The sequence below is a fragment of the Streptomyces sp. NPDC050416 genome (genome assembly GCF_044458845.1).
Taxonomy (GTDB): domain Bacteria; phylum Actinomycetota; class Actinomycetes; order Streptomycetales; family Streptomycetaceae; genus Streptomyces.
In genome coordinates this window covers 1-19,968 of the sequence record NZ_JBITII010000008.1, presented here as the reverse complement: position 1 = coordinate 19,968, position 19,968 = coordinate 1, and the positions used below count along the sequence as shown (strand labels likewise).

17 protein-coding genes are annotated in these 19,968 nt (G+C 68.1%); 9 read left to right on the top strand and 8 right to left on the bottom strand.

Annotation, left to right across the window (positions count from 1 at the left end; all coding sequences use genetic code 11):
- Positions 1-69 precede the first annotated feature (69 nt).
- Positions 70-1,539: a CCA tRNA nucleotidyltransferase gene (locus ACIBL4_RS24610; protein ID WP_399413553.1), complete on the top strand. Its 1,470-nt coding sequence runs from the start codon at positions 70-72 to the stop codon at positions 1,537-1,539.
- A 99-nt stretch (positions 1,540-1,638) separates the two neighbouring features.
- On the opposite strand, the gene ACIBL4_RS24605 is transcribed toward ACIBL4_RS24610, so the two are convergent.
- The 4 genes from ACIBL4_RS24605 to ACIBL4_RS24590 all read right to left on the bottom strand — a co-directional run bounded on the left by ACIBL4_RS24605 (position 1,639) and on the right by ACIBL4_RS24590 (position 5,417).
- Positions 1,639-2,139, bottom strand: coding sequence for a hypothetical protein (locus ACIBL4_RS24605; RefSeq protein ID WP_399413551.1), 501 nt, complete (start codon positions 2,137-2,139; stop codon positions 1,639-1,641).
- 124 nt (positions 2,140-2,263) lie between these two features.
- Complete coding sequence (locus ACIBL4_RS24600; RefSeq protein ID WP_399413548.1) at positions 2,264-3,526, bottom strand: MFS transporter; 1,263 nt, start codon at positions 3,524-3,526, stop codon at positions 2,264-2,266.
- 89 nt (positions 3,527-3,615) lie between these two features.
- On the bottom strand, positions 3,616-4,698 hold the full coding sequence (locus ACIBL4_RS24595) for an inositol-3-phosphate synthase (protein WP_399413546.1): 1,083 nt from the start codon (positions 4,696-4,698) through the stop codon (positions 3,616-3,618).
- Between the two features lie 44 nt (positions 4,699-4,742).
- Complete coding sequence (locus ACIBL4_RS24590; protein ID WP_399413544.1) at positions 4,743-5,417, bottom strand: helix-turn-helix transcriptional regulator; 675 nt, start codon at positions 5,415-5,417, stop codon at positions 4,743-4,745.
- A 417-nt stretch (positions 5,418-5,834) separates the two neighbouring features.
- Here ACIBL4_RS24590 and ACIBL4_RS24585 point away from each other — a divergent pair, with 417 nt between their 5' ends.
- Both ACIBL4_RS24585 and ACIBL4_RS24580 read left to right on the top strand, forming a co-directional pair.
- Positions 5,835-8,489 (top strand): transglycosylase domain-containing protein, encoded by a 2,655-nt coding sequence (locus ACIBL4_RS24585; protein WP_399413542.1) that lies wholly within the window; start codon positions 5,835-5,837, stop codon positions 8,487-8,489.
- A 121-nt stretch (positions 8,490-8,610) separates the two neighbouring features.
- Complete coding sequence (locus ACIBL4_RS24580; protein ID WP_399414135.1) at positions 8,611-10,122, top strand: glycosyltransferase family 87 protein; 1,512 nt, start codon at positions 8,611-8,613, stop codon at positions 10,120-10,122.
- Positions 10,123-10,221: 99 nt separating this feature from the next.
- Here the strand turns inward: ACIBL4_RS24580 and ACIBL4_RS24575 are convergent, their stop codons facing one another.
- The 3 genes from ACIBL4_RS24575 to ACIBL4_RS24565 form a co-directional block, all read right to left on the bottom strand.
- Positions 10,222-11,253 (bottom strand): alanine racemase, encoded by a 1,032-nt coding sequence (locus tag ACIBL4_RS24575; RefSeq protein ID WP_355862010.1) that lies wholly within the window; start codon positions 11,251-11,253, stop codon positions 10,222-10,224.
- 116 nt (positions 11,254-11,369) lie between these two features.
- Complete coding sequence (femX, locus tag ACIBL4_RS24570) at positions 11,370-12,491, bottom strand: peptidoglycan bridge formation glycyltransferase FemX (RefSeq protein ID WP_399413540.1); 1,122 nt, start codon at positions 12,489-12,491, stop codon at positions 11,370-11,372.
- Positions 12,492-12,658: 167 nt separating this feature from the next.
- A complete protein-coding gene (locus ACIBL4_RS24565; protein WP_399413538.1) occupies positions 12,659-12,976 on the bottom strand; it encodes a hypothetical protein in 318 nt (105 codons plus the stop codon).
- Between the two features lie 263 nt (positions 12,977-13,239).
- Here ACIBL4_RS24565 and rpsF point away from each other — a divergent pair, with 263 nt between their 5' ends.
- The 4 genes from rpsF (at position 13,240) to rplI (ending at position 14,947) form a co-directional block, all read left to right on the top strand.
- The gene (rpsF, locus tag ACIBL4_RS24560; protein ID WP_003991486.1) at positions 13,240-13,530 is read left to right on the top strand and encodes a 30S ribosomal protein S6; all 291 of its coding nucleotides are present in this window, start codon (positions 13,240-13,242) and stop codon (positions 13,528-13,530) included.
- 71 nt (positions 13,531-13,601) lie between these two features.
- On the top strand, positions 13,602-14,201 hold the full coding sequence (locus ACIBL4_RS24555; protein ID WP_399413535.1) for a single-stranded DNA-binding protein: 600 nt from the start codon (positions 13,602-13,604) through the stop codon (positions 14,199-14,201).
- Between the two features lie 44 nt (positions 14,202-14,245).
- Positions 14,246-14,482, top strand: a complete 237-nt coding sequence (rpsR, locus tag ACIBL4_RS24550; RefSeq protein ID WP_003949403.1) for a 30S ribosomal protein S18 — start codon at positions 14,246-14,248, stop codon at positions 14,480-14,482.
- A gap of 18 nt (positions 14,483-14,500) precedes the next feature.
- On the top strand, positions 14,501-14,947 hold the full coding sequence (gene rplI / locus ACIBL4_RS24545; RefSeq protein WP_010032778.1) for a 50S ribosomal protein L9: 447 nt from the start codon (positions 14,501-14,503) through the stop codon (positions 14,945-14,947).
- 127 nt (positions 14,948-15,074) lie between these two features.
- Here the strand turns inward: rplI and ACIBL4_RS24540 are convergent, their stop codons facing one another.
- Entirely contained in the window at positions 15,075-16,412 is a 1,338-nt protein-coding gene (locus ACIBL4_RS24540; protein WP_399413533.1) for an MATE family efflux transporter, read from the bottom strand.
- A gap of 460 nt (positions 16,413-16,872) precedes the next feature.
- Here ACIBL4_RS24540 and dnaB point away from each other — a divergent pair, with 460 nt between their 5' ends.
- Together dnaB and ACIBL4_RS24530 are read left to right on the top strand one after the other, a co-directional pair.
- On the top strand, positions 16,873-18,354 hold the full coding sequence (dnaB, locus tag ACIBL4_RS24535) for a replicative DNA helicase (protein ID WP_399413531.1): 1,482 nt from the start codon (positions 16,873-16,875) through the stop codon (positions 18,352-18,354).
- Positions 18,355-18,435: 81 nt separating this feature from the next.
- A complete protein-coding gene (locus tag ACIBL4_RS24530; RefSeq protein ID WP_399413529.1) occupies positions 18,436-19,821 on the top strand; it encodes a serine hydrolase domain-containing protein in 1,386 nt (461 codons plus the stop codon).
- Positions 19,822-19,968 lie beyond the last annotated feature (147 nt).

The window sequence follows — 19,968 nt, the reverse complement described above, 5'->3', positions numbered from 1 at the left end:
TGGAGGGACGTGTCTGCATGCGTCATACGGTGAGGTCGGGGGCGCCCGGGCCACGTACCCTCTTCTGTTGTGCCGAACGCCAACGAAGAAATGCCCAGTGCCCTGAGCCAGGTGCAGCACCGCGCGGTGAGTGAACTGCTGCGGGTCGCTCCTGTCGCCGACGACCTCGCCCGCCGCTTCCGGGAGGCCGGGTTCTCACTTGCCCTGGTCGGCGGCTCGGTCCGGGACGCGCTGCTGGGCCGGCTCGGCAACGATCTGGATTTCACGACCGATGCTCGCCCCCAGGACGTGCTCAAGATCGTGCGCCCGTGGGCGGACGCCGTCTGGGAGGTCGGGATCGCCTTCGGCACTGTCGGAGTGCAGAAGGATGCCCGCGTCGGAGACGCTGATCGACGCTTTCAGATCGAGGTGACCACCTACCGGTCGGAGGCGTACGACCGGACCTCGCGCAAGCCCGAGGTGTCGTACGGCGACTCCATCGAGGAGGACCTCGTCCGCCGTGACTTCACGGTGAACGCGATGGCCGTCGCGCTGCCGGAGAAGGAGTTCATCGATCCGCACGGCGGGCTCCAGGACCTCGCGTCCCGTGTGCTGCGTACTCCTGGCACGCCGGAGGAGTCCTTCTCCGACGATCCCCTGCGGATGATGCGGGCCGCGCGCTTCGCGGCTCAGCTCGACTTCGAGATCGCCCCCGAGGTCGTCGCGGCGATGAAGGAGATGGCCGGGCGTATCGAGATCGTCTCGGCCGAGCGGGTGCGGGACGAGCTGAACAAGCTGGTCCTTTCGCCGCACCCCCGCAAGGGCCTGACGCTGCTCGTCGACACGGGCCTCGCCGACCGCGTGCTGCCCGAGCTGCCGGCCCTGCGCCTGGAGCGTGACGAGCACCACCGGCACAAGGACGTCTACGACCACTCGCTGATCGTCCTGGAGCAGGCGATGGCGCTGGAGGACGACGGTCCCGACCTGACTCTCCGCCTGGCCGCCCTGCTGCACGACATCGGCAAGCCCCGTACGCGTCGCTTCGAGAAGGACGGCCGGGTCTCGTTCCACCACCACGAGGTGGTCGGGGCGAAGATGACCAAGAAGCGCATGACGGCGTTGAAGTACTCCAACGAGCTGGTGAAGGACGTCTCACGTCTGGTCGAACTCCACCTGCGGTTCCATGGCTATGGCACCGGCGAGTGGACGGACTCGGCGGTCCGCCGCTACGTCCGTGACGCCGGTCCGCTTCTCGACCGCCTCCACAAGCTGACCCGCTCGGACTGCACCACGCGCAACAAGCGCAAGGCGGCGGCCCTGTCACGCGCGTACGACGGTCTGGAGGAGCGGATCGCCAAGCTTCAGGAGCAGGAGGAGCTGGACTCGATCCGTCCCGACCTCGACGGCAACCAGATCATGGAGATCCTCGGCGTCGGACCCGGCCCGGTCATCGGCCGCGCGTACCAGCACATGCTGGAGCTGCGCCTGGAGAACGGGCCGATGGAGCACGACTCCGCGGTGGCAGCGCTCAAGGAGTGGTGGGCCGAGCAGGAGAGCTGAGGCCGTGAAACGGGGTCATGTTTCACGTGAAACATGACCCCGGGAGACGGACCGAGGGGCGGTGTTTCACGTGAAACACCGCCCCTCGCTGTGTCTGCCTTACTTCTTGTCCTTCAGGCAGAGCAGGAAGTCCTTGCTGTCACCGCTCTCGGTGTACGTGTACTGGAAGTCCTTGGCCTCGGCCTCGCACTTGCTCGACGCCAGAGTCTGGGTGAGGTATGAGCCCTCGATCTTGGCCAGCACCACGTACTGAGCCTTCGCATCGCTGCACTCGACGACTTCGAGGTCCGGGTTGTCGTCGTTGGTGCTACCGCGGTGCATGCAGTCGCCGACGGCCGCCGTCTTGGCGTCGTCCCGGCTCGTTATGTAGCCGCCGATGGCAATGCCCGCCACCGCGATGACGATGGCGATGTTCTTGATGGTCTTGAAGCTGAGCTTGCGGCCGGTCGGCTGCGGCGGAACCGGAGCGTACGGAGCCGCCCCCTGAGGCGGGAAGCCGGGCTGGCCGGGCTGCTGGGGGTAGCCGCCCTGCGGCGGGTACGGGGCCTGCGGGGGCTGACCCTGCGCGAACGGGTTGCCCTGGGGCGGCGGAGTAGTCACTTGGGGGTCCCCCTAGAACATGGTGGAGTGACGCGAACATGTCGCGAGATAAGACCCACGTAAGGTAGCGGTCCCCACTGGCACCGCAGTAGCCGGACGTGGCTCTGTGTCATTGATGTGACACTTACTGGCGGTCAAACCGACCCATAGTCATAGCTACCGCCGCGTAGATAACGGCGATCGTGATCACCAGCGGCACGGATCGGCCGTCCGGCGGCAGCATCAGGGCCGCGATGGCGGCGGCGCCGACGAAAGCGACGTTGAAAAGGACGTCGTAGACCGAGAAGATCCGGCCACGGAAGCCGTCCTCGACGGAGGACTGGACGATCGTGTCCGTGGCGATCTTCGCCCCCTGGGTGGTCAGGCCCAGGAGGAACGCCGCGGCCAGCAGAGGGGCAGCGGCGAACGGCAGCCCGAGAGCGGGCTCCAGCAGCGCCGCGGCCCCCGCGCACACGACGATCCAGCGGCCAGGCCCGAGCCGCCCCGCGGTCCAGGGCGTCACCACGGCCGCCGCGAAGAAGCCGGCGCCGGAGAAGCCCAACGCCAGCCCCAGCAGGGCGAGTCCGTCGTCCGTGGTCGTGCTGAGCGCGTACCGGCAGAGCATCAGCAGCATCACCAGCAGGGCGCCGTAGCAGAAGCGCATCAGCGACATGGCCACGAGCGCGCAGGCCGCTTCCCGACGCTGCGGTGCGGCCAAGTGGCGTACGCCCGCCGCCAGATCGCGAGCGGTGCCCGTGAGAGCCGTCCCGATCCGCACGCGTACCAAGCTCCGGTCGGGGCCGAGGAGTTCCCGCGCCATGCTGAGCGACGCCAGGGCGGCGCACAGATACAGCACGGCTCCCACGAGCACCACGGCGGCGTCGGAGTCCGCCACCACCAGGCGGACGCCGAAGGCGAGACCGCCGCCCGCGGTCGCCGCCAGCGTTCCCGCGGTCGGGGAAAGGGAGTTGGCGATGACCAGGCGCTCGGCGTCGACCACTCGGGGCAGGGCGGCGGACAGCCCGGCGAGGACGAAACGGTTCACGGCGGTGACGCACAGGGCGGAGACGTAGAAGAGCCAGTCCGGGGCAGGACTGAGTATCAGCAGGGCCGTGGCCGAAGCCAGCAGTGCGCGCAGCAGGCTGCCGTACAGCAGGACCTGACGGCGCCGCCAGCGGTCCAGCAGGACACCGGCGAAGGGGCCGACGAGGGAGTACGGGAGCAGCAGCACCGCCATGGCGGAGGCGACCGCGGCTGCCGAGGTCTGCTTCTCCGGCGAGAAGACCACGTACGCGGCGAGTGCGACCTGGTAGACGCCGTCGGCGCCCTGGGAGAGCAGGCGCACGCCGAGCAGGCGCCTGAAGCCCTGGAAACGCAACAGGACACGCAGGTCACGGACGACGGCCATGGGGCACAGCCTCACATACGGAGAGGGTCCCCGGGTCGTACGACCCGGGGACCCTCACAGCCCTGGCAGGAGCGACTGGTTGCGGCGCCTCAGCGCTCGACCTCACCCTTGATGAACTTCTCGACGTTCTCGCGGGCCTCGTCGTCGTAGTACTGGATGGGCGGGGACTTCATGAAGTAGCTCGATGCGGAGAGCACGGGGCCGCCGATACCGCGGTCCTTGGCGATCTTCGCGGCGCGCAGGGCGTCGATGATGACGCCGGCGGAGTTCGGGGAGTCCCAGACCTCGAGCTTGTACTCCAGGTTCAGCGGGACGTCACCGAACGCGCGGCCCTCCAGGCGGACGTACGCCCACTTGCGGTCATCGAGCCAGGCCACGTAGTCGGACGGGCCGATGTGGACGTTGTCCGCACCCATGTCGCGGTCGCGGATCTGGGAGGTGACGGCCTGCGTCTTGGAGATCTTCTTCGACTCCAGGCGGTCGCGTTCCAGCATGTTCTTGAAGTCCATGTTGCCGCCGACGTTCAGCTGCATCGTGCGGTCCAGGACCACGCCCCGGTCCTCGAACAGCTTCGCCATGACGCGGTGCGTGATGGTGGCGCCGACCTGGGACTTGATGTCGTCGCCGACGATCGGGACGCCCGCCTCGGTGAACTTGTCCGCCCACTCCTTGGTGCCGGCGATGAAGACCGGAAGGGCGTTGACGAAGGCGACCTTGGCGTCGATGGCGCACTGGGCGTAGAACTTCGCCGCGTCCTCGGAGCCGACGGGGAGGTAGCAGACGAGGACGTCGACCTGCTTGTCCTTGAGGACCTGGACGACGTCGACCGGCTCCTCGGCGGACTCCTCGATGGTCTCGCGGTAGTACTTGCCGAGGCCGTCGAGCGTGTGGCCGCGCTGGACCGTCACACCGGTGCTGGGTACGTCGCAGATCTTGATGGTGTTGTTCTCGGAGGCGCCGATGGCGTCCGCCAGGTCGAGGCCGACCTTCTTGGCGTCCACGTCGAACGCGGCGACGAACTCGACGTCGCGGACGTGGTAGTCGCCGAACTGGACGTGCATCAGGCCCGGCACCTTGGACGCCGGGTCGGCGTCCTTGTAGTACTCGACTCCCTGCACCAGCGATGCGGCGCAGTTGCCCACACCGACGATGGCTACGCGAACCGAACCCATTCCGGTTGCTCCCTGTGTGTACGAGTGAGGCCCTGGGCGGGCTCTCACGTGGCGGTGTCGTCGGGCGTATCCGGACGGGGGTCGCCCCCGGTCCGGGGCAGGCCGCCCGACGCTCCAGATGTGGTGTCACGCGAACCGGGCTCCCCCGAGGCGGAACCCTTCAGGTCCCGTCCCGCCCGCTCGCTCTCGATGAGCTCGTTCAGCCAGCGCACTTCGCGCTCCACGGACTCCATCCCGTGGCGCTGGAGCTCAAGCGTGTAGTCGTCGAGGCGCTCCCGGGTCCGGGCCAGGGAGAGCCGCATCTTCTCCAGGCGCTCCTCCAGCCGGCTGCGGCGGCCCTCCAGCACGCGCATGCGTACATCGCGTGAGGTTTGCCCGAAGAAAGCGAAACGGGCGGCGAATGTCTCGTCCTCGTACGCCTCGGGCCCGGTCTGCGAGAGCAACTGCTCGAAGTGCTCCTTACCCTCCGCCGTCAACCGGTAGACGATCTTGGCGCGGCGGCCGGTGAGGGGAGCGGCCTCGGTGTCGTTCCCCGGCTCCTCGATCAGCCAGCCGTTGGCGACCAGCGTCTTGAGGCAGGGGTACAGCGTCCCGTAGCTGAACGCACGGAACACACCCAGTGATGTGTTGAGTCGTTTGCGCAGCTCATAGCCATGCATCGGAGATTCGCGGAGGAGGCCGAGTACGGCGAACTCGAGGATCCCGGAACGCCGGCTCATCGTCGCCTCCTCTCTGCCGCGGTACCCGATGGCTCGGGCTGATGTCTCGGGCCGATGTGTCGGCCCGATGTGTCGCGCTGATGTATCGACTCGATACATCACGACGATAGAACGGCCTTCCGGATGCGACAAGGGGGGATGCGGTGAACGGGATCACATCACCGATTCATCAGACACGAGTTGCCTGATTTGAGGTGAACTTCAGGCCTCGGCAGGTTTTGGCGGTGCGTAGTCTGTGCGCCATGCACATCACCGGGAACCAAGTGACGCCTGAGGGCGTCGTCGTCTTCGGTGTAGTACGGGTGCATGCGGGACCGATGAATGCGGAGCCGACCGCATCCGTACTTCGGGGGGACCGGAAACTAGCCGCCGTTTCCAGGCGCGCAGGGGTGCGCCTGCCCGAGGAGTAGTCGTTCGATGAGCGAGCACCGTCGCAAACCGCCGCAGCCGCAGGGAGGCGGACGTGCCGCGGCCCGACGCGGCCAGTCCGGCTCGTCCCCCGGCCGCCGTGCGGCCCCGCGAGGCGCCACCGGGTCTCCGTCCGACTCCTATGGGTCGGACTCCTACGGCTCGGGGGGTGAGGAGCGTCCGTACGGCGGTCGGGCCGAGGCCCGGCGTGCGGCGCAGAGAAGCACCGGAGGCGGCCGACGCAGAGCGGCAGAGCCGACCCGTGGCGGCCGGCGTGCCGCTCCCGGCGGTCCGGCCGGGCCCGGGCGAGGCAGGGGGCGTGCGCCTGCCTACTCCGACAAGAAGCGGCTGATCGACTATCCGCGGGCCGGCAAGTACGGCTGGCAGCGCTGGCTGCCGTCCTGGAGGCTCGTCTCCGGCCTGTGCATCGGCTTCTTCGGCAGCCTGGTGGCCGTGGCGGGCATCGGGTACGCGATGGTCGGTGTCCCGAACGAGGAGAACGCGGCGGCGCTGTCGCAGAACAACGTCTACTACTGGTCCAACGGCCAGCAGATGGTCGCGACGGGTAGCGGCCAGAACCGGCAGAACGTCGGGATCGAGCGGATCCCCAAGGCCATGCAGCAGGCGGTGATCTCGGCCGAGAACAAGACCTTCTACAAGGACTCGGGCGTCGACCCGATGGGCATCGCCCGGGCCCTGGCCAACATGGCCCGGGGCGGCGACACCCAGGGCGGCTCGACGATCACCCAGCAGTTCGTCAAGAACACCTACCTGAGCCAGGAACAGACGATCACCCGTAAGTTCAAGGAGATGTTCATCTCGATCAAGGTGGGCACGAAGCTCACGAAGGACGAGATTCTCCAGGGGTACCTCAATACCTCGTACTACGGGCGTGGCGCCTACGGCATTCAGGCCGCCGCCCAGACCTACTACGGCAAGGATGCGGAAAAGCTCACGCCGAGTGAGTGCGCCTTCCTCGCCGCGCTGCTCAAGGGCCCGACGTACTACGACCCTGCGGGTAACGCGAGCCTCGACACCGCGGCATCGAGAGAGGCCAACACCAAGCGCTCCAAGCAGCGCTGGGGGTGGATCCTCGAGCAGATGCACAACGACAAGAAGCTCACGGACACCCAGTACCAGGAGGCGATCAAGGAGTACCCCATGCCCCAGGGCCGCAAGGCGACCAAGGGCATGAGCGGCCAGATCAGCTACCTGGTGGACACGGCCAAGAAGTACGTCCTGAACCACTCCAACATCACGGAGCAGCAGTTCGACCAGGGCGGCTACCAGATCAAGACGACCTTCGAGAAGAACAAGGTCGAGGCGCTGGCCAAGGCCGTGAAGAAGGTCGAGAAGGAAAAGCTGAACCCGGAGAAGCGTGAGCTGGACAAGCACGTCCAGTTCGGCGCGGCGTCGGTGAAGCCCAAGGACGGCGCGATCGTCGCCCTCTACGGTGGTGCGGGGTACGAGAACGGCCACTTCAACAACAACGCGGACACCTCGGGTGTCCCGGTCGGTTCGACGTGGAAGCCGTTCGTGCTCGCCGCCGCCATGGAGCACGGCACCTACCGGAGCGACGGGCCCCTCTCGCCGCTGAGCAAGTACAACGGCAACGACCACCTCAAGGTCAGGAACAACGACGGCTCCTACGTCCTGAAGAAGGACAACACACCGTTCTTCCAGGAGAACGAGAGCGACCACCCCTGGGGCTACATCACCTTGCGCAAGGCGATGGAGCAGTCCGTCAACACCCCGTTCGTCCAGCTCGGCATGGACGTCGGGATGAGGAATGTGCGGGACGTGGCCGAGAAGTCCGGCATCCTGGACGCCAGTTTCGCGACCCTCAACCCGTCGTTCGCGCTCGGTACGTCGACTCCCAGTGCGATCCGCATGGCCGACGCCTACGCGACGTTCGCCGCCGCCGGCAAGCAGGCCTCCCCGTACTCCGTGACCAGCGTCAAGTTCAACGGGAAGGAAATCGAAGGCTTCGACAAGCCGCGCATCACGCAGGCGATGCCCGAGAACGTGGCCAACAACGTCACGGACACTCTGGAAAACGTCATTCAGAACGGTACGGGTAAGAACGCCCTGGCCCTGGGCCGTACGGCGGCCGGTAAGACCGGTACCACGGACGAGAACAAGTCGGCCTGGTTCGTCGGTTACACCCAGCAGCTGTCGACCTCGGTCGCGATGTTCCGTGAGGATCCCAAGAGCGCCAAGCTGCTCTCCATGAACGGCACGGCGGGTGAGGAGTCCATCCACGGTGGTGACACTCCCACCCAGGTGTGGACCGAGTACATGAAGGCCGCACTGAAGGGCGAGCCCGACCTCGGCTTCCCGGAGGCGGAGAGGATCGGTGAGATCCAGCACGAGGTGGGCGCTCCGTCGCCGACCCCGACGCCGAGCGTCACGCCCAGCGAGACCGTGACCGAGTCGCCGAGCGCTACGCCCAGCGAGACCCCGACCTCTCCGTCGCCCTCGCCGAGCGACACTTGTGGGTTCTTCGGGTGCGAGAGCGACAGTGGCGGGCAGAACGGTGGCGCGGACAACGGGGGCACGGATGGAGGAGTGAGCCCCGAGCCTACGCCGACCGACACGAATCTGGACGGCGGCAACAGCAGAGGAAACGGCAACGGCGGCATCTTCGGAGGCCCCGCCGGATAGCCGGCTGATCGCCCGGCATGGGTGTTTCACGTGAAACGTGAAGACGTTTCACGTGAAACACGGGCCGCCGCACCTACCCGGTGCGGCGGCCCTCGGCGTATTGATGGACACGTACGGCAGGATGTGCGGCATGGCCAGTGCAGAATCGACGCAAGCGAGCGTCCACGAGCCGGACCCGGTGCGGCCGACCCACGAGGACAAGGTCGCTGCGGCCGGCAGCGAGCTGATCGGCGGACCGCTCGGGCGGCGTGCTGTGCTCGGGGTGTCCTGGTGGACTCCCGTACGGGTGATCGCGCTGGTGGCGATCGGCATGTTCGCCCTCGGTCTGGTCCAGAAAGCACCCTGCTACAACGGCGCCTGGTTCTTCGGTGCCAGCTCCCAGTACACGCACGCGTGCTACTCGGACATCCCGCACCTCTACCAGGGGCGCGGCTTCGCCGACGGGCTCGTGCCGTACTTCGACAAGCTCCCCGGTGACATGCAGTACCTGGAGTACCCGGTGCTCACCGGTGTCTTCATGCAGGTCGCCTCCTGGCTCACGCCCGGCAGCGGCACCATCCAGGCCCAGGAGCAGTGGTACTGGATGGTCAACGCCGGGATGCTGATGATCTGCGCGTCGGTCATCGCCGTCTGTGTGACGCGTACCCACGCCCGGCGTCCCTGGGACGGCCTGCTGATCGCCCTGGCACCCGCCTTCGCCCTGACGGCGACCATCAACTGGGACCTGCTGGCGGTCGCCCTGACGGCCGCGGCGATGCTCATGTGGTCGCGCGGCCGCTCCCTCGCCTTCGGCGTCCTCCTGGGACTCGCCACGGCCGCCAAGCTCTATCCGTTCCTGATCCTCGGGCCACTGCTGGTGCTCTGCTGGCGGGCGGGCAAGTGGCGTGAGTTCGGGACGGCTCTGGGCGGCGCGGCCGTCGCCTGGGTCGTCGTGAACGGGCCGGTGATGCTCTTCGCGTTCGAGGGCTGGTCGAAGTTCTACACGTTCAGCCAGGAACGGGGCGTCGACTTCGGCTCCTTCTGGCTGATCATGGCGCAGAACTCGGACGACCCACTCAGCACCGACACCGTCAACACGCTCGCCACGCTGCTGATGCTGGTGTGCTGCGCGGGAGTCGCCGTGCTCGCGCTGACCGCACCACGCCGCCCACGGCTCGCCCAGCTGGCCTTCCTGATCGTCGCGGCGTTCATCCTCACCAACAAGGTCTACTCGCCGCAGTACGTCCTGTGGCTGGTGCCCCTGGCCGCCCTGGCCCGGCCGAAGTGGCGGGACTTCCTGATCTGGCAGGCCTGCGAGGTGGCGTACTTCCTGGGGATCTGGCTGTACCTCGCGTACACGACCAGCGGGGACGCCCACAAGGGGCTGCCCACCGACGGCTACCACTGGGCCATCGGCCTGCACCTGCTGGGGACGCTGTATCTGTGCGTCATGATCGTGCGCGACATCTTCCTGCCGGAGCGGGATCCCGTTCGCCGGTCCGGGGACGACGATCCGTCGGGCGGGGTGCTCGACGGCGCGAAGGACGTCTTCGTCCTCGGGCCCGCGGCACGTCCCGCCCGGCACGCGGCCGCTCAGTTCGACGGGCCGCAGGTCGAGTGGGGCAGGCACGGCGCACCGGGCGGTTCGCTCTGAGCGAACCCGTGCGAAGGCCGTACGAACGATGCGAAGGCCGTACACGGTTTCCCGTGTACGGCCTTCTTGCTGTGCTGGGTCCGTCGGTGCGGGTGCCGGTCAGCGGTCCACGATCCGGTCGAACTGCGTGGTGGTGTGCCGCAGATGGGCCACGAGTTCCTCGCCGACCTTCGGCTCCGGCGCGTCCGCGGGCACGAACAGGATCGAGACCTGCATGTGCGGCGGTTCGGCGAACCAGCGCTGCTTGCCGCCCCAGACGAACGGAGAAAGGTTCCGGTTGACCGTCGCGAGGCCGGCCCGGGCGACGCCCTTGGCACGCGGCATGACGCCGTGCAGCGCCTTGGGGGCCTCCAGGCCCACCCCGTGCGACGTACCGCCCGCCACGACCACCAGGAAGCCGTCGGAGGCCGCCTTCTGCTGCCGGTAGCCGAAGCGCTCGCCCTTGGCCACACGCGTGACGTCCAGGACCGCGCCGCGGTACTCGGTGGCCTCGTGGTCCCCCAGCCACAGCCGCGTGCCGATGCGGGCACGGAACCGGGTCTGCGGGAACTGCTGCTGGAGCCGGATGAGTTCCTCGGCCTTGAGGTGGCTGACGAACATGGTGTGCAGAGGCAGCCGGGCGGCGCGCAGCCGGTCCATCCAGCCGATGACTTCCTCGACCGCGTCCGAGCCGTCGGTGCGGTCCAGCGGCAGGTGGATCGCGAAGCCTTCCAGGCGGACGTTCTCGATGGCGGCGTGCAGCTGGGCCAGATCCTGCTCGCCGATGCCGTGCCGCTTCATCGAGGACATCACCTCGATCACCACACGGGCACCGACCAGGCCGTACACGCCGTCTATCGACGAGACGGAGCGGATGACCCGGTCCGGCAGGGGCACGGGCTCCTCGCCGCGCCGGTACGGCGTCAGCACCAGCAGGTCACCGCCGAACCAGTCCTTGATCCGGGCGGCCTCGTACGTCGTGCCGACGGCGAGGACGTCCGAGCCCAGCCGTGTGGCCTCCTCCGCCAGCCGCTCGTGCCCGAAGCCGTAGCCGTTGCCCTTGCAGACCGGCACGAGGCCGGGGAACTGCTCCTGCACGTGCTTGTGGTGCGCCCGCCAGCGCGCGGTGTCGACGTAGAGCGTGAGCGCCATGGCCGGACCTGGAACCTTTCTCGTGGTTGCCGTGAATCTGTGGTTGCCGTGTGTCAGAGGGTGCCGCGTGTCAGACGGTGGAGCGTGTCAGAGGTATAGAAGCACTGAACGGGACATCAGCGGCGCGACATGTAGATGTCGAGCGCCTTGTGCAACAGCTTGTTCAGTGGGAAGTCCCACTCGCCGAGGTACTCGGCGGCCTGGCCGCCCGTGCCCACCTTGAACTGGATCAGGCCGAAGAGGTGGTCGGTCTCGTCCAGCGAGTCGGAGATGCCGCGCAGGTCGTACACGGTGGCGCCGAGCGCGTAGGCGTCGCGCAGCATCCGCCACTGCATCGCGTTCGAGGGCCGGACCTCACGGCCGATGTTGTCGGAGGCGCCGTAGGAGTACCAGACGTGCCCGCCGACGATCAGCATCGTCGCCGCCGACAGGTTCACGCCGTTGTGCCGGGCGAAGTACAGCCGCATGCGGTTGGGGTCCTCGCTGTTGAGGGCCGTCCACATGCGCTGGAAGTACGACAGCGGGCGCGGCCGGAAGTGGTCGCGCACGGCCGTGATCTCGTACAGCCGCTGCCATTCCTCGAGGTCCTGGTAGCCGCCCTGGACGACCTCGACGCCGGCCTTCTCGGCCTTCTTGATGTTACGGCGCCACAGCTGGTTGAAGTTCTTGTGGACCTCTTCCAGGGAGCGGTTGGCCAGCGGCACCTGGAAGACATAGCGGGGCTGGACGTCGCCGAAGCCGGCGCCGCCGTCCTCGCCCTGCTGCCACCCCATGCGGCGCAGTTTGTCGGCGACCTCGAAGGCGCGCGGCTCGATGTGGTCGGCCTCGATATCGCGCAGCCGCTTCACGTCGGGGTTCTGGATGCCCGCCTTGATGGAGGTGGCCTCCCAGCGCCGGATGACCACCGGCGGGCCCATCTTCACCGAGAAGGCGCCCTGCTGCTTCAGGTGCGCCAGCATCGGCTCGATCCAGTCCTGCAGATTCGGCGCGAACCAGTTGATGACCGGTCCCTCGGGCAGGTAGGCGAGGTAGCGCTTGATCTTGGGAAGCTGCCGGTAGAGAACCAGGCCGGCACCGACCAGCTCGCCCGTCCTGTCGTCGAACCACCCGAGGTTCTCGGAGCGCCACTCCGCCTTGACGTCAGCCCAGGCCGGGACCTGCATGTGGCTCGCCGACGGCAGGCTCTGGATGTAGGCCAGATGCTGCTCTCGACTGATGGTCCTCAGGGTCAGGCTCATTTCGGGGCGCTCCTCGGGCTGGTGTGTCCCCATGGGGTCAGGGGCTCCGGCTCTCGCGCGAAGCCTACTGCGCCTTGGATGCGCGCCGGTTGGGCGTACGGAACCTTCGCCCCGGCCCGTGAGCGGCCGGGGCGTCACCCGATGTTCAGGAGGGGATGTCCCTGGCGTCAGTCGATGAGACCGCCGAAGAGACCGCCGTGCGCCATACCCAGGAAGAAGCCGACCCCCGCGGCACCGAGGCCGAGGATCAGGCCGAAGCGCTCCCTGGTCGTCTCCGAGACCCACTGGCCGTACGCGCCGGTGATGATGCCCACCAGGCCGGTCCAGGAGCTCAGCAGATGCAGGTCCTCGTCGACGAGGGCCGTGATGAACGACGTGATGCCCAGCACCAGGGTCACCGCGAGCAGGGCGTCCTGGAGGGGGTGGGGCTTGCCGTCCGTGGCGAAGAGGCCGCCGGCGGTGTTGGGTCGCAATGCCTGTGCCATAGGGCACCTCCTGCGAAAGTCGGCGCATCGTAGCGCCATACACACCCGATGTGTACAGATTGGCTGCCCCCGCGGCCGGATTTCAACCGGAAGCCACTGTGCGGGTAGTCTGTACCGTCCGCACCGGTGTCTGCCCATGTCACGACGGGGGCTTCTCGACAGAACCCCCGACTGTCAGTGGTGGCCGATACCGTTGCTACGCATCACAACCCTCCTGCCACGGAACGACCGTGGCCGCTGAGTCCAAAGGAGGTGGGTTCCACATGCGTCACTACGAGGTGATGGTCATCCTCGACCCCGACGTCGAGGAGCGCGCTGTCTCCCCGCTGATCGAGAACTTCCTCTCTGTCGTCCGTGACGGCGGCGGAAAGGTCGAGAAGGTCGACACCTGGGGCCGTCGTCGTCTCGCGTACGAGATCAAGAAGAAGCCCGAGGGCATCTACTCGGTCATCGACCTTCAGGCTGAGCCTGCGGTCGTCAAGGAGCTCGACCGCCAGATGAACCTGAACGAGTCGGTCCTCCGGACCAAGGTCCTCCGTCCCGAGACCCACTGAGCTCACCCGCTCAGCTGATTCCGGGATTCGAGTAGCAAGCAGCCAGAGCAAACCCGCCGAGAGGTTCCCCCATGGCAGGCGAGACCGTCATCACGGTGGTCGGCAATCTTGTCGACGACCCCGAGCTGCGCTTCACCCCCTCCGGTGCGGCCGTCGCGAAGTTCCGTGTCGCGTCCACTCCCCGCACCTTCGACCGCCAGACGAACGAGTGGAAGGACGGCGAGAGCCTGTTCCTGACCTGCTCGGTCTGGCGTCAGGCGGCGGAGAACGTCGCCGAGTCGCTCCAGCGAGGCATGCGCGTCATCGTGCAGGGCCGGCTGAAGCAGCGGTCCTACGAGGACCGTGAGGGCGTCAAGCGCACGGTCTATGAGCTGGACGTCGAGGAAGTCGGCGCCAGCCTGCGCAACGCCACGGCCAAGGTCACCAAGACCACCGGCCGCGGTGGCCAGGGCGGCTACGGCGGCGGTGGCGGTGGCGGTGGCGGCCAGGGTGGTGGCGGCTGGGGCGGCGGCCCCGGTGGCGGCCAGCAGGGCGGCGGCGCTCCCGCCGACGACCCGTGGGCGACCGGCGCTCCCGCCGGTGGCAACCAGGGCGCCGGTGGCGGCTGGGGCGGTGGCTCCGGCGGCACCGGTGGCGGTGGCGGCGGCTACTCGGACGAGCCCCCCTTCTAGGGCGGGTTCGTACCCCAACTTCTTGATCACACAGGAGATACACCATGGCGAAGCCGCCTGTGCGCAAGCCGAAGAAGAAGGTCTGCGCATTCTGCAAGGACAAGGTCACGTACGTGGACTACAAGGACACGAACATGCTGCGGAAGTTCATTTCCGACCGTGGCAAGATCCGTGCCCGCCGCGTGACCGGCAACTGCACGCAGCACCAGCGTGACGTCGCCACGGCCGTGAAGAACAGCCGTGAGATGGCGCTGCTGCCCTACACCTCCACCGCGCGATAAGGGAAGGGTGACCGACACATGAAGATCATCCTCACCCACGAGGTCTCCGGCCTCGGTGCCGCGGGCGACGTCGTCGACGTCAAGGACGGTTACGCTCGCAACTACCTGATCCCGCGGAAGTTCGCTATCCGCTGGACCAAGGGTGGCGAGAAGGACGTCGAGCAGATCCGTCGTGCTCGCAAGATCCACGAGATCCAGACCATCGAGCAGGCCAACCAGGTGAAGGCCCAGCTCGAGGGCGTCAAGGTCCGCCTGGCGGTCCGCTCCGGCGACGCCGGTCGTCTCTTCGGTTCCGTCACCCCGGCCGACATCGCTTCCGCGATCAAGGCTTCCGGTGGCCCCGAGGTCGACAAGCGCCGCATCGAGCTGGGCTCGCCGATCAAGACGCTGGGCGCTCACGAGACGTCCGTGCGTCTGCACCCCGAGGTTGCCGCCAAGGTCAACATCGAGGTCGTCGCGGCCTGAGTGCCGCGCTCGCTGAAGTAGTGAGCGATGGGGGGCCGCACCCCGAAGGGTGCGGCCCCCCATCGTCGTTTCACGTGAAACACCGTGTTTCACGTGAAACAGGGTCAGCGTGGGCCCAACCCGGCGGTCAGCGGGTCGCGCCCGTCACGATCCAACGGCCGGAGCGGGTTCGGAGCCACAGCGTCAGCATCCGCACGGTCATCATCAGCGTCATGGTGGCCCAGAGGGCGGTGAGTCCTCCGCCGAGTACCGGCACCAGCAGGGCGACCGGGGTGAACACCGCCAGAGTGATCAGCATCGCCCAGGCCAGGTAGGGGCCGTCGCCGGCGCCCATCAGGACCCCGTCCAGGACGAAGACGATCCCCGAGATCGGCTGCGAGAGGGCGACGATCAGCAGGGCGGGCAGCGCCGCGTCCTTGACCGCCGAGTCACTGGTGAACAGGGGCAGGAATGCCGGTCGGGTGATGACGACGAGGATGCCGAGGACGACCCCGACGGCGATCCCCCACTCGACCATGCGACGGCAGGCCTCGCGAGCCCCTTGTGCGTCACCGGCTCCCAGATAGCGGCCGATGATGGCTTGCCCCGCGATGGCGATGGCGTCGAGGGCGAAGGCGAGCAGGCTCCACAGGGACAGGATGATCTGGTGTGCGGCGATGTCGGCATCCCCGAGACGGGCGGCCACCGCCGTGGCGATCATCAGGATCGCCCGCAGGGAGAGCGTACGAACCAGCAGGGGCACACCGGCCTGTGCGGAGGCCCTGATCCCGGCTGCGTCCGGGCGCAGCGAGGCACCGTGCTTGCGTGCCCCGCGCAGGACTACGGCGAGGTAGACGACGGCCATGCCCCACTGGGCGATGACGGTGCCCCAGGCGGAGCCGGCGATCCCCAGGTCGGCGCCGTAGACGAGCCCCGCGTTGAGGGCGCCGTTGGCGACGAAGCCGGCGACGGCCACATAGAGAGGGGTTTTGGTGTCCTGCAGACCGCGCAGAACACCGGTCGCGGCGAGGACGACGAGCATGGCCGGTATGCCGAGCGCGGAGATGCGCAGGTAGGTGGTCGCGTAGGGAGCCGCAGCGTCCGAAGCACCGAAGAGATCGACGACGCCGGACGCCGTCGGCAGGGTGACTGCGACGACGGCAGCACCGAGGAACAGGGCCAGCCAGATGCCGTCCATGCCCTGGCGGATGGCGGCCTGGAGGTCGCCCGCGCCGACGCGACGGGCGACCGCCGCTGTCGTGGCGTAAGCGAGGAAGACGAAGACACTGACGGCGGTCATCAACAGGGCCGAGGCGACGCCGAGGCCGGCGAGTTGGGCCGTACCCAGATGGCCCACGATGGCGGTGTCGGCCATGAGGAAGAGGGGCTCGGCGACGAGGGAGCCGAAGGCCGGCACGGCCAGAGCGACGATCTCTCGGTCGTGCTGTCTGCGGCCGGTGGTGCGGCGCGCGGGGGCCTGTGTCATGTGCACCAATCTAATCGTCCACAGGTAAGAGATGCAATGGCCTTGCGTCCCTTACTCTCCGTCCGGAGGTGCGCACTGCTGTGCACTGTTCGAAGTGATCTTGCACCGGTTGGGGAAGTTTTTCTTCTGCACAGCCGGTGGACGGCAAAGCCGCAGTTCAGAGCCCTCTCTTCCGGGCAGGTCGAAGCTTGTTCACAGGCCTGTCCACCGGGTCGTGCACAGGTTTTGAGGAGTTCTCCACAGCATCTGGGCCGTCGTCCACATGGCCTGTGGATAACCAGATTGGCTGACGGTGCCGACAGGCCTAACGTGGTCCGGCGCCCGCTCCGTCTGCCGGTTTTCAAAACGTCACAAAACCGGCGTTGGTCAACCGGAGTTGGGCGTCTCATTTGTCAGTGCCGTGCCGTAGAAAAGAGGGGCACGGCGAGGTCTGCTGCGGCGGACGGGAGGAGGTGGCTCGGTGAGCATTTCCGAGCCCTTGGACGACCCGTGGGCCGACAGCGGTCCCAGTGATCGTCTGCCCGCCTCCCGCCGACGTGGCGAGGGGTCCCGAGGCCGCGACGAGCAACACGAGCGCGGCGGGGACAACGGGGCATGGGACGGCGGTGCCGCCCCGGCGTTCGAGCGGGTACCGCCGCAGGACATCGAGGCCGAGCAGTCCGTCCTCGGCGGCATGCTGCTCTCCAAGGACGCCATCGCCGATGTCGTCGAGATCCTCAAGGGGCACGACTTCTACAAGCCGGCCCACGAGACGATCTACCAGGCCGTCCTCGACGTCTACGCCAAGGGCGAGCCGGCCGACCCCATCACGATCGCGGCCGAGCTGACCAAGCGCGGTGAGATCAACAAGGTCGGCGGGGCCTCGTATCTGCACACCCTCGTCCAGACGGTGCCGACGGCCGCCAACGCCGCCTACTACGCGGAGATCGTCCACGAGCGGGCGGTGCTGCGCCGCCTGGTCGAGGCGGGTACGCGCATCACGCAGATGGGATACGCGGCCGACGACGACGTCGACGAGATCGTCAACCGCGCCCAGGCGGAGGTCTACGCGGTCACCGAGCAGCGCACCAGCGAGGACTATCTGCCGCTCGGCGACATCATGGAGGGCGCGCTCGACGAGATCGAGGCGATCGGCTCGCGCAGCGGCGAGATGACCGGCGTGCCCACGGGGTTCACGGACTTCGACTCGCTCACCAATGGGCTGCACCCGGGCCAGATGATCGTCATCGCCGCGCGTCCCGCCATGGGTAAGTCGACGCTCGCGCTGGACTTCGCGCGGGCGGCCTCGATCAAGAACAACCTGCCGAGCGTGATCTTCTCGCTCGAAATGGGGCGCAACGAGATCGCGATGCGTCTGCTGTCCGCCGAGGCGCGGGTCGCCCTGCACCACATGCGGTCCGGCACGATGACGGACGAGGACTGGACACGCCTGGCCCGGCGGATGCCGGACGTCTCGGCGGCCCCGCTCTACATCGACGACTCCCCGAACCTGTCGATGATGGAGATCCGCGCCAAGTGCCGCCGCCTCAAGCAGCGCAACGACCTCCGGCTGGTGGTCATCGACTACCTCCAGCTGATGCAGTCCGGGGGTTCCAAGCGTGCCGAGAGCCGTCAGCAGGAGGTCTCGGACATGTCCCGTAATCTCAAGCTGCTGGCCAAGGAGCTGGAGATCCCGGTCATCGCGCTCTCCCAGCTGAACCGTGGTCCCGAGCAGCGCACGGACAAGAAGCCGATGGTCTCCGACCTGCGTGAGTCCGGTTCCATCGAGCAGGACGCCGACATGGTCATCCTGCTGCACCGCGAGGACGCCTACGAGAAGGAGTCGCCGCGCGCGGGCGAGGCCGACCTGATCGTGGCCAAGCACCGAAACGGCCCGACGGCGACGATCACGGTCGCCTTCCAGGGGCACTACTCGCGGTTCGTGGACATGGCGCAGACCTGATCCGGTACCGGCGCAGACCTGATCAGGTACCGGCGGCGAAATAAGGTCGACTTGCCGGGCCGGGCCAGGTGAACTGAGGCCATGACGACACATCAGGAAGAGCTGCTTCCCGCCACGCGCCGTGCGCTGCTGCACCGGATCGCCGTGGCACAGGCCGAGGGACGGGCGCCGTCGCTGGTCGCAGCCGTCGTCCGGGACGGGCGCGCGGTGTGGCACGGCGCCCGGACATCGGTGGCCGGTGAAGAGCCCGACGAGCACGTCCAGTACCGCATCGGCTCGATCACCAAGACCTTCACCGCCGTTCTGGTGATGCGTCTGCGGGACGAGGGGCTGCTCGGGCTCGGGGATCCGCTGGAGAAGTACGTGCCGGGTACCGGCGCGGGCGAGGCCACGATCGCCGAACTGCTGGCACACACGGGCGGGTTGGCGGCCGAGTCGCCCGGGCCGTGGTGGGAGCGCACGCCCGGATCCCTGCGGCCGGAACTGTCCGATGTGCTCGGCGAGCAGCCTCTTCTGCACCCCGTCGGCCGGCGGCACCACTACTCGAACCCCGGCTACACACTGCTGGGCGCGCTCGTGGAGGAGCTGCGGGGGATCTCCTGGGAGGAGGCACTACGGCGTGAAGTGCTCGAACCACTGGGGCTCGACCGGACCGGTGTGCGACCCGAGGCCCCGCACGCGGGTGGCTGGGCCGTGCACCCCTGGGCCGACGTGCTGCTGCCCGAGCCCGCCGAGGACCTCGGCCGTATGGCACCCGCCGGTCAACTCTGGTCGACCACGGCAGACCTGGCCCGGTTCGCGGCCTTCCTGGTGAGGGGCGACGAGAGTGTGCTGAGCGCCGAGTCCCTGCGGGAGATGCGGACTCCTGCGGCGCCGCCGGAAGCCGCGGACCTGACGTCCGGTGACGCCTACGGCCTCGGCATGCAGGTGCAGAGCCGCCACGGCCGGCTGCTCGTGGGACACAGCGGGTCCCTGCCGGGTTTCCTGGCGAGTGTGAGCATCAGTGTGGAGGACGACGTAGCGGCGGTCGTGCTGGCCAACTGCACCTCGGGCCCTCTGGTGTCCGGCGTCTGCGCCGATCTCGTCCGTATCGTCGCCAAGGCGGAGCCGCGCATCCCCGCTCCGTGGAGGCCACTGCGGGAGGTCGACCCGTCGGTGCTGGAGCTCACGGGGCAGTGGTACTGGGGAACGTACGCCTTCGCCCTGCGGCTCACGGCCGACGGGCTCGCCTCGCTGGAGCCGCTGTCCGGCAATGGACGCCGCTCGCGGTTCCGCCCGAACGGCGACGGCACCTGGACCGGGCTGGAGGGCTACTACGCGGGAGAGCTTCTGCAGGCCGTACGGCGACCGGACGGGTCCGTGAGCCACCTGGACCTCGGCTCCTTCGTGTTCACGCGGCAGCCGTACGACGAGGCGGCCCCGGTGCCGGGTGGGGTCGATCCCGAGGGGTGGCGTGGCATCGGTTAGGCGGTGACGCGGGTGGGGGGGGGGGGTTGGGGGGGAAAAACCCCCCCCCCCCCCCCCCCCCAAAACCCCCGGGGGGGGCCCCGGGGGGGGGGGGGGGGCCCCACCCCCCCAGGAGAAAAAGGGGGCCAGGGTGGGGGGTTTTGGGTG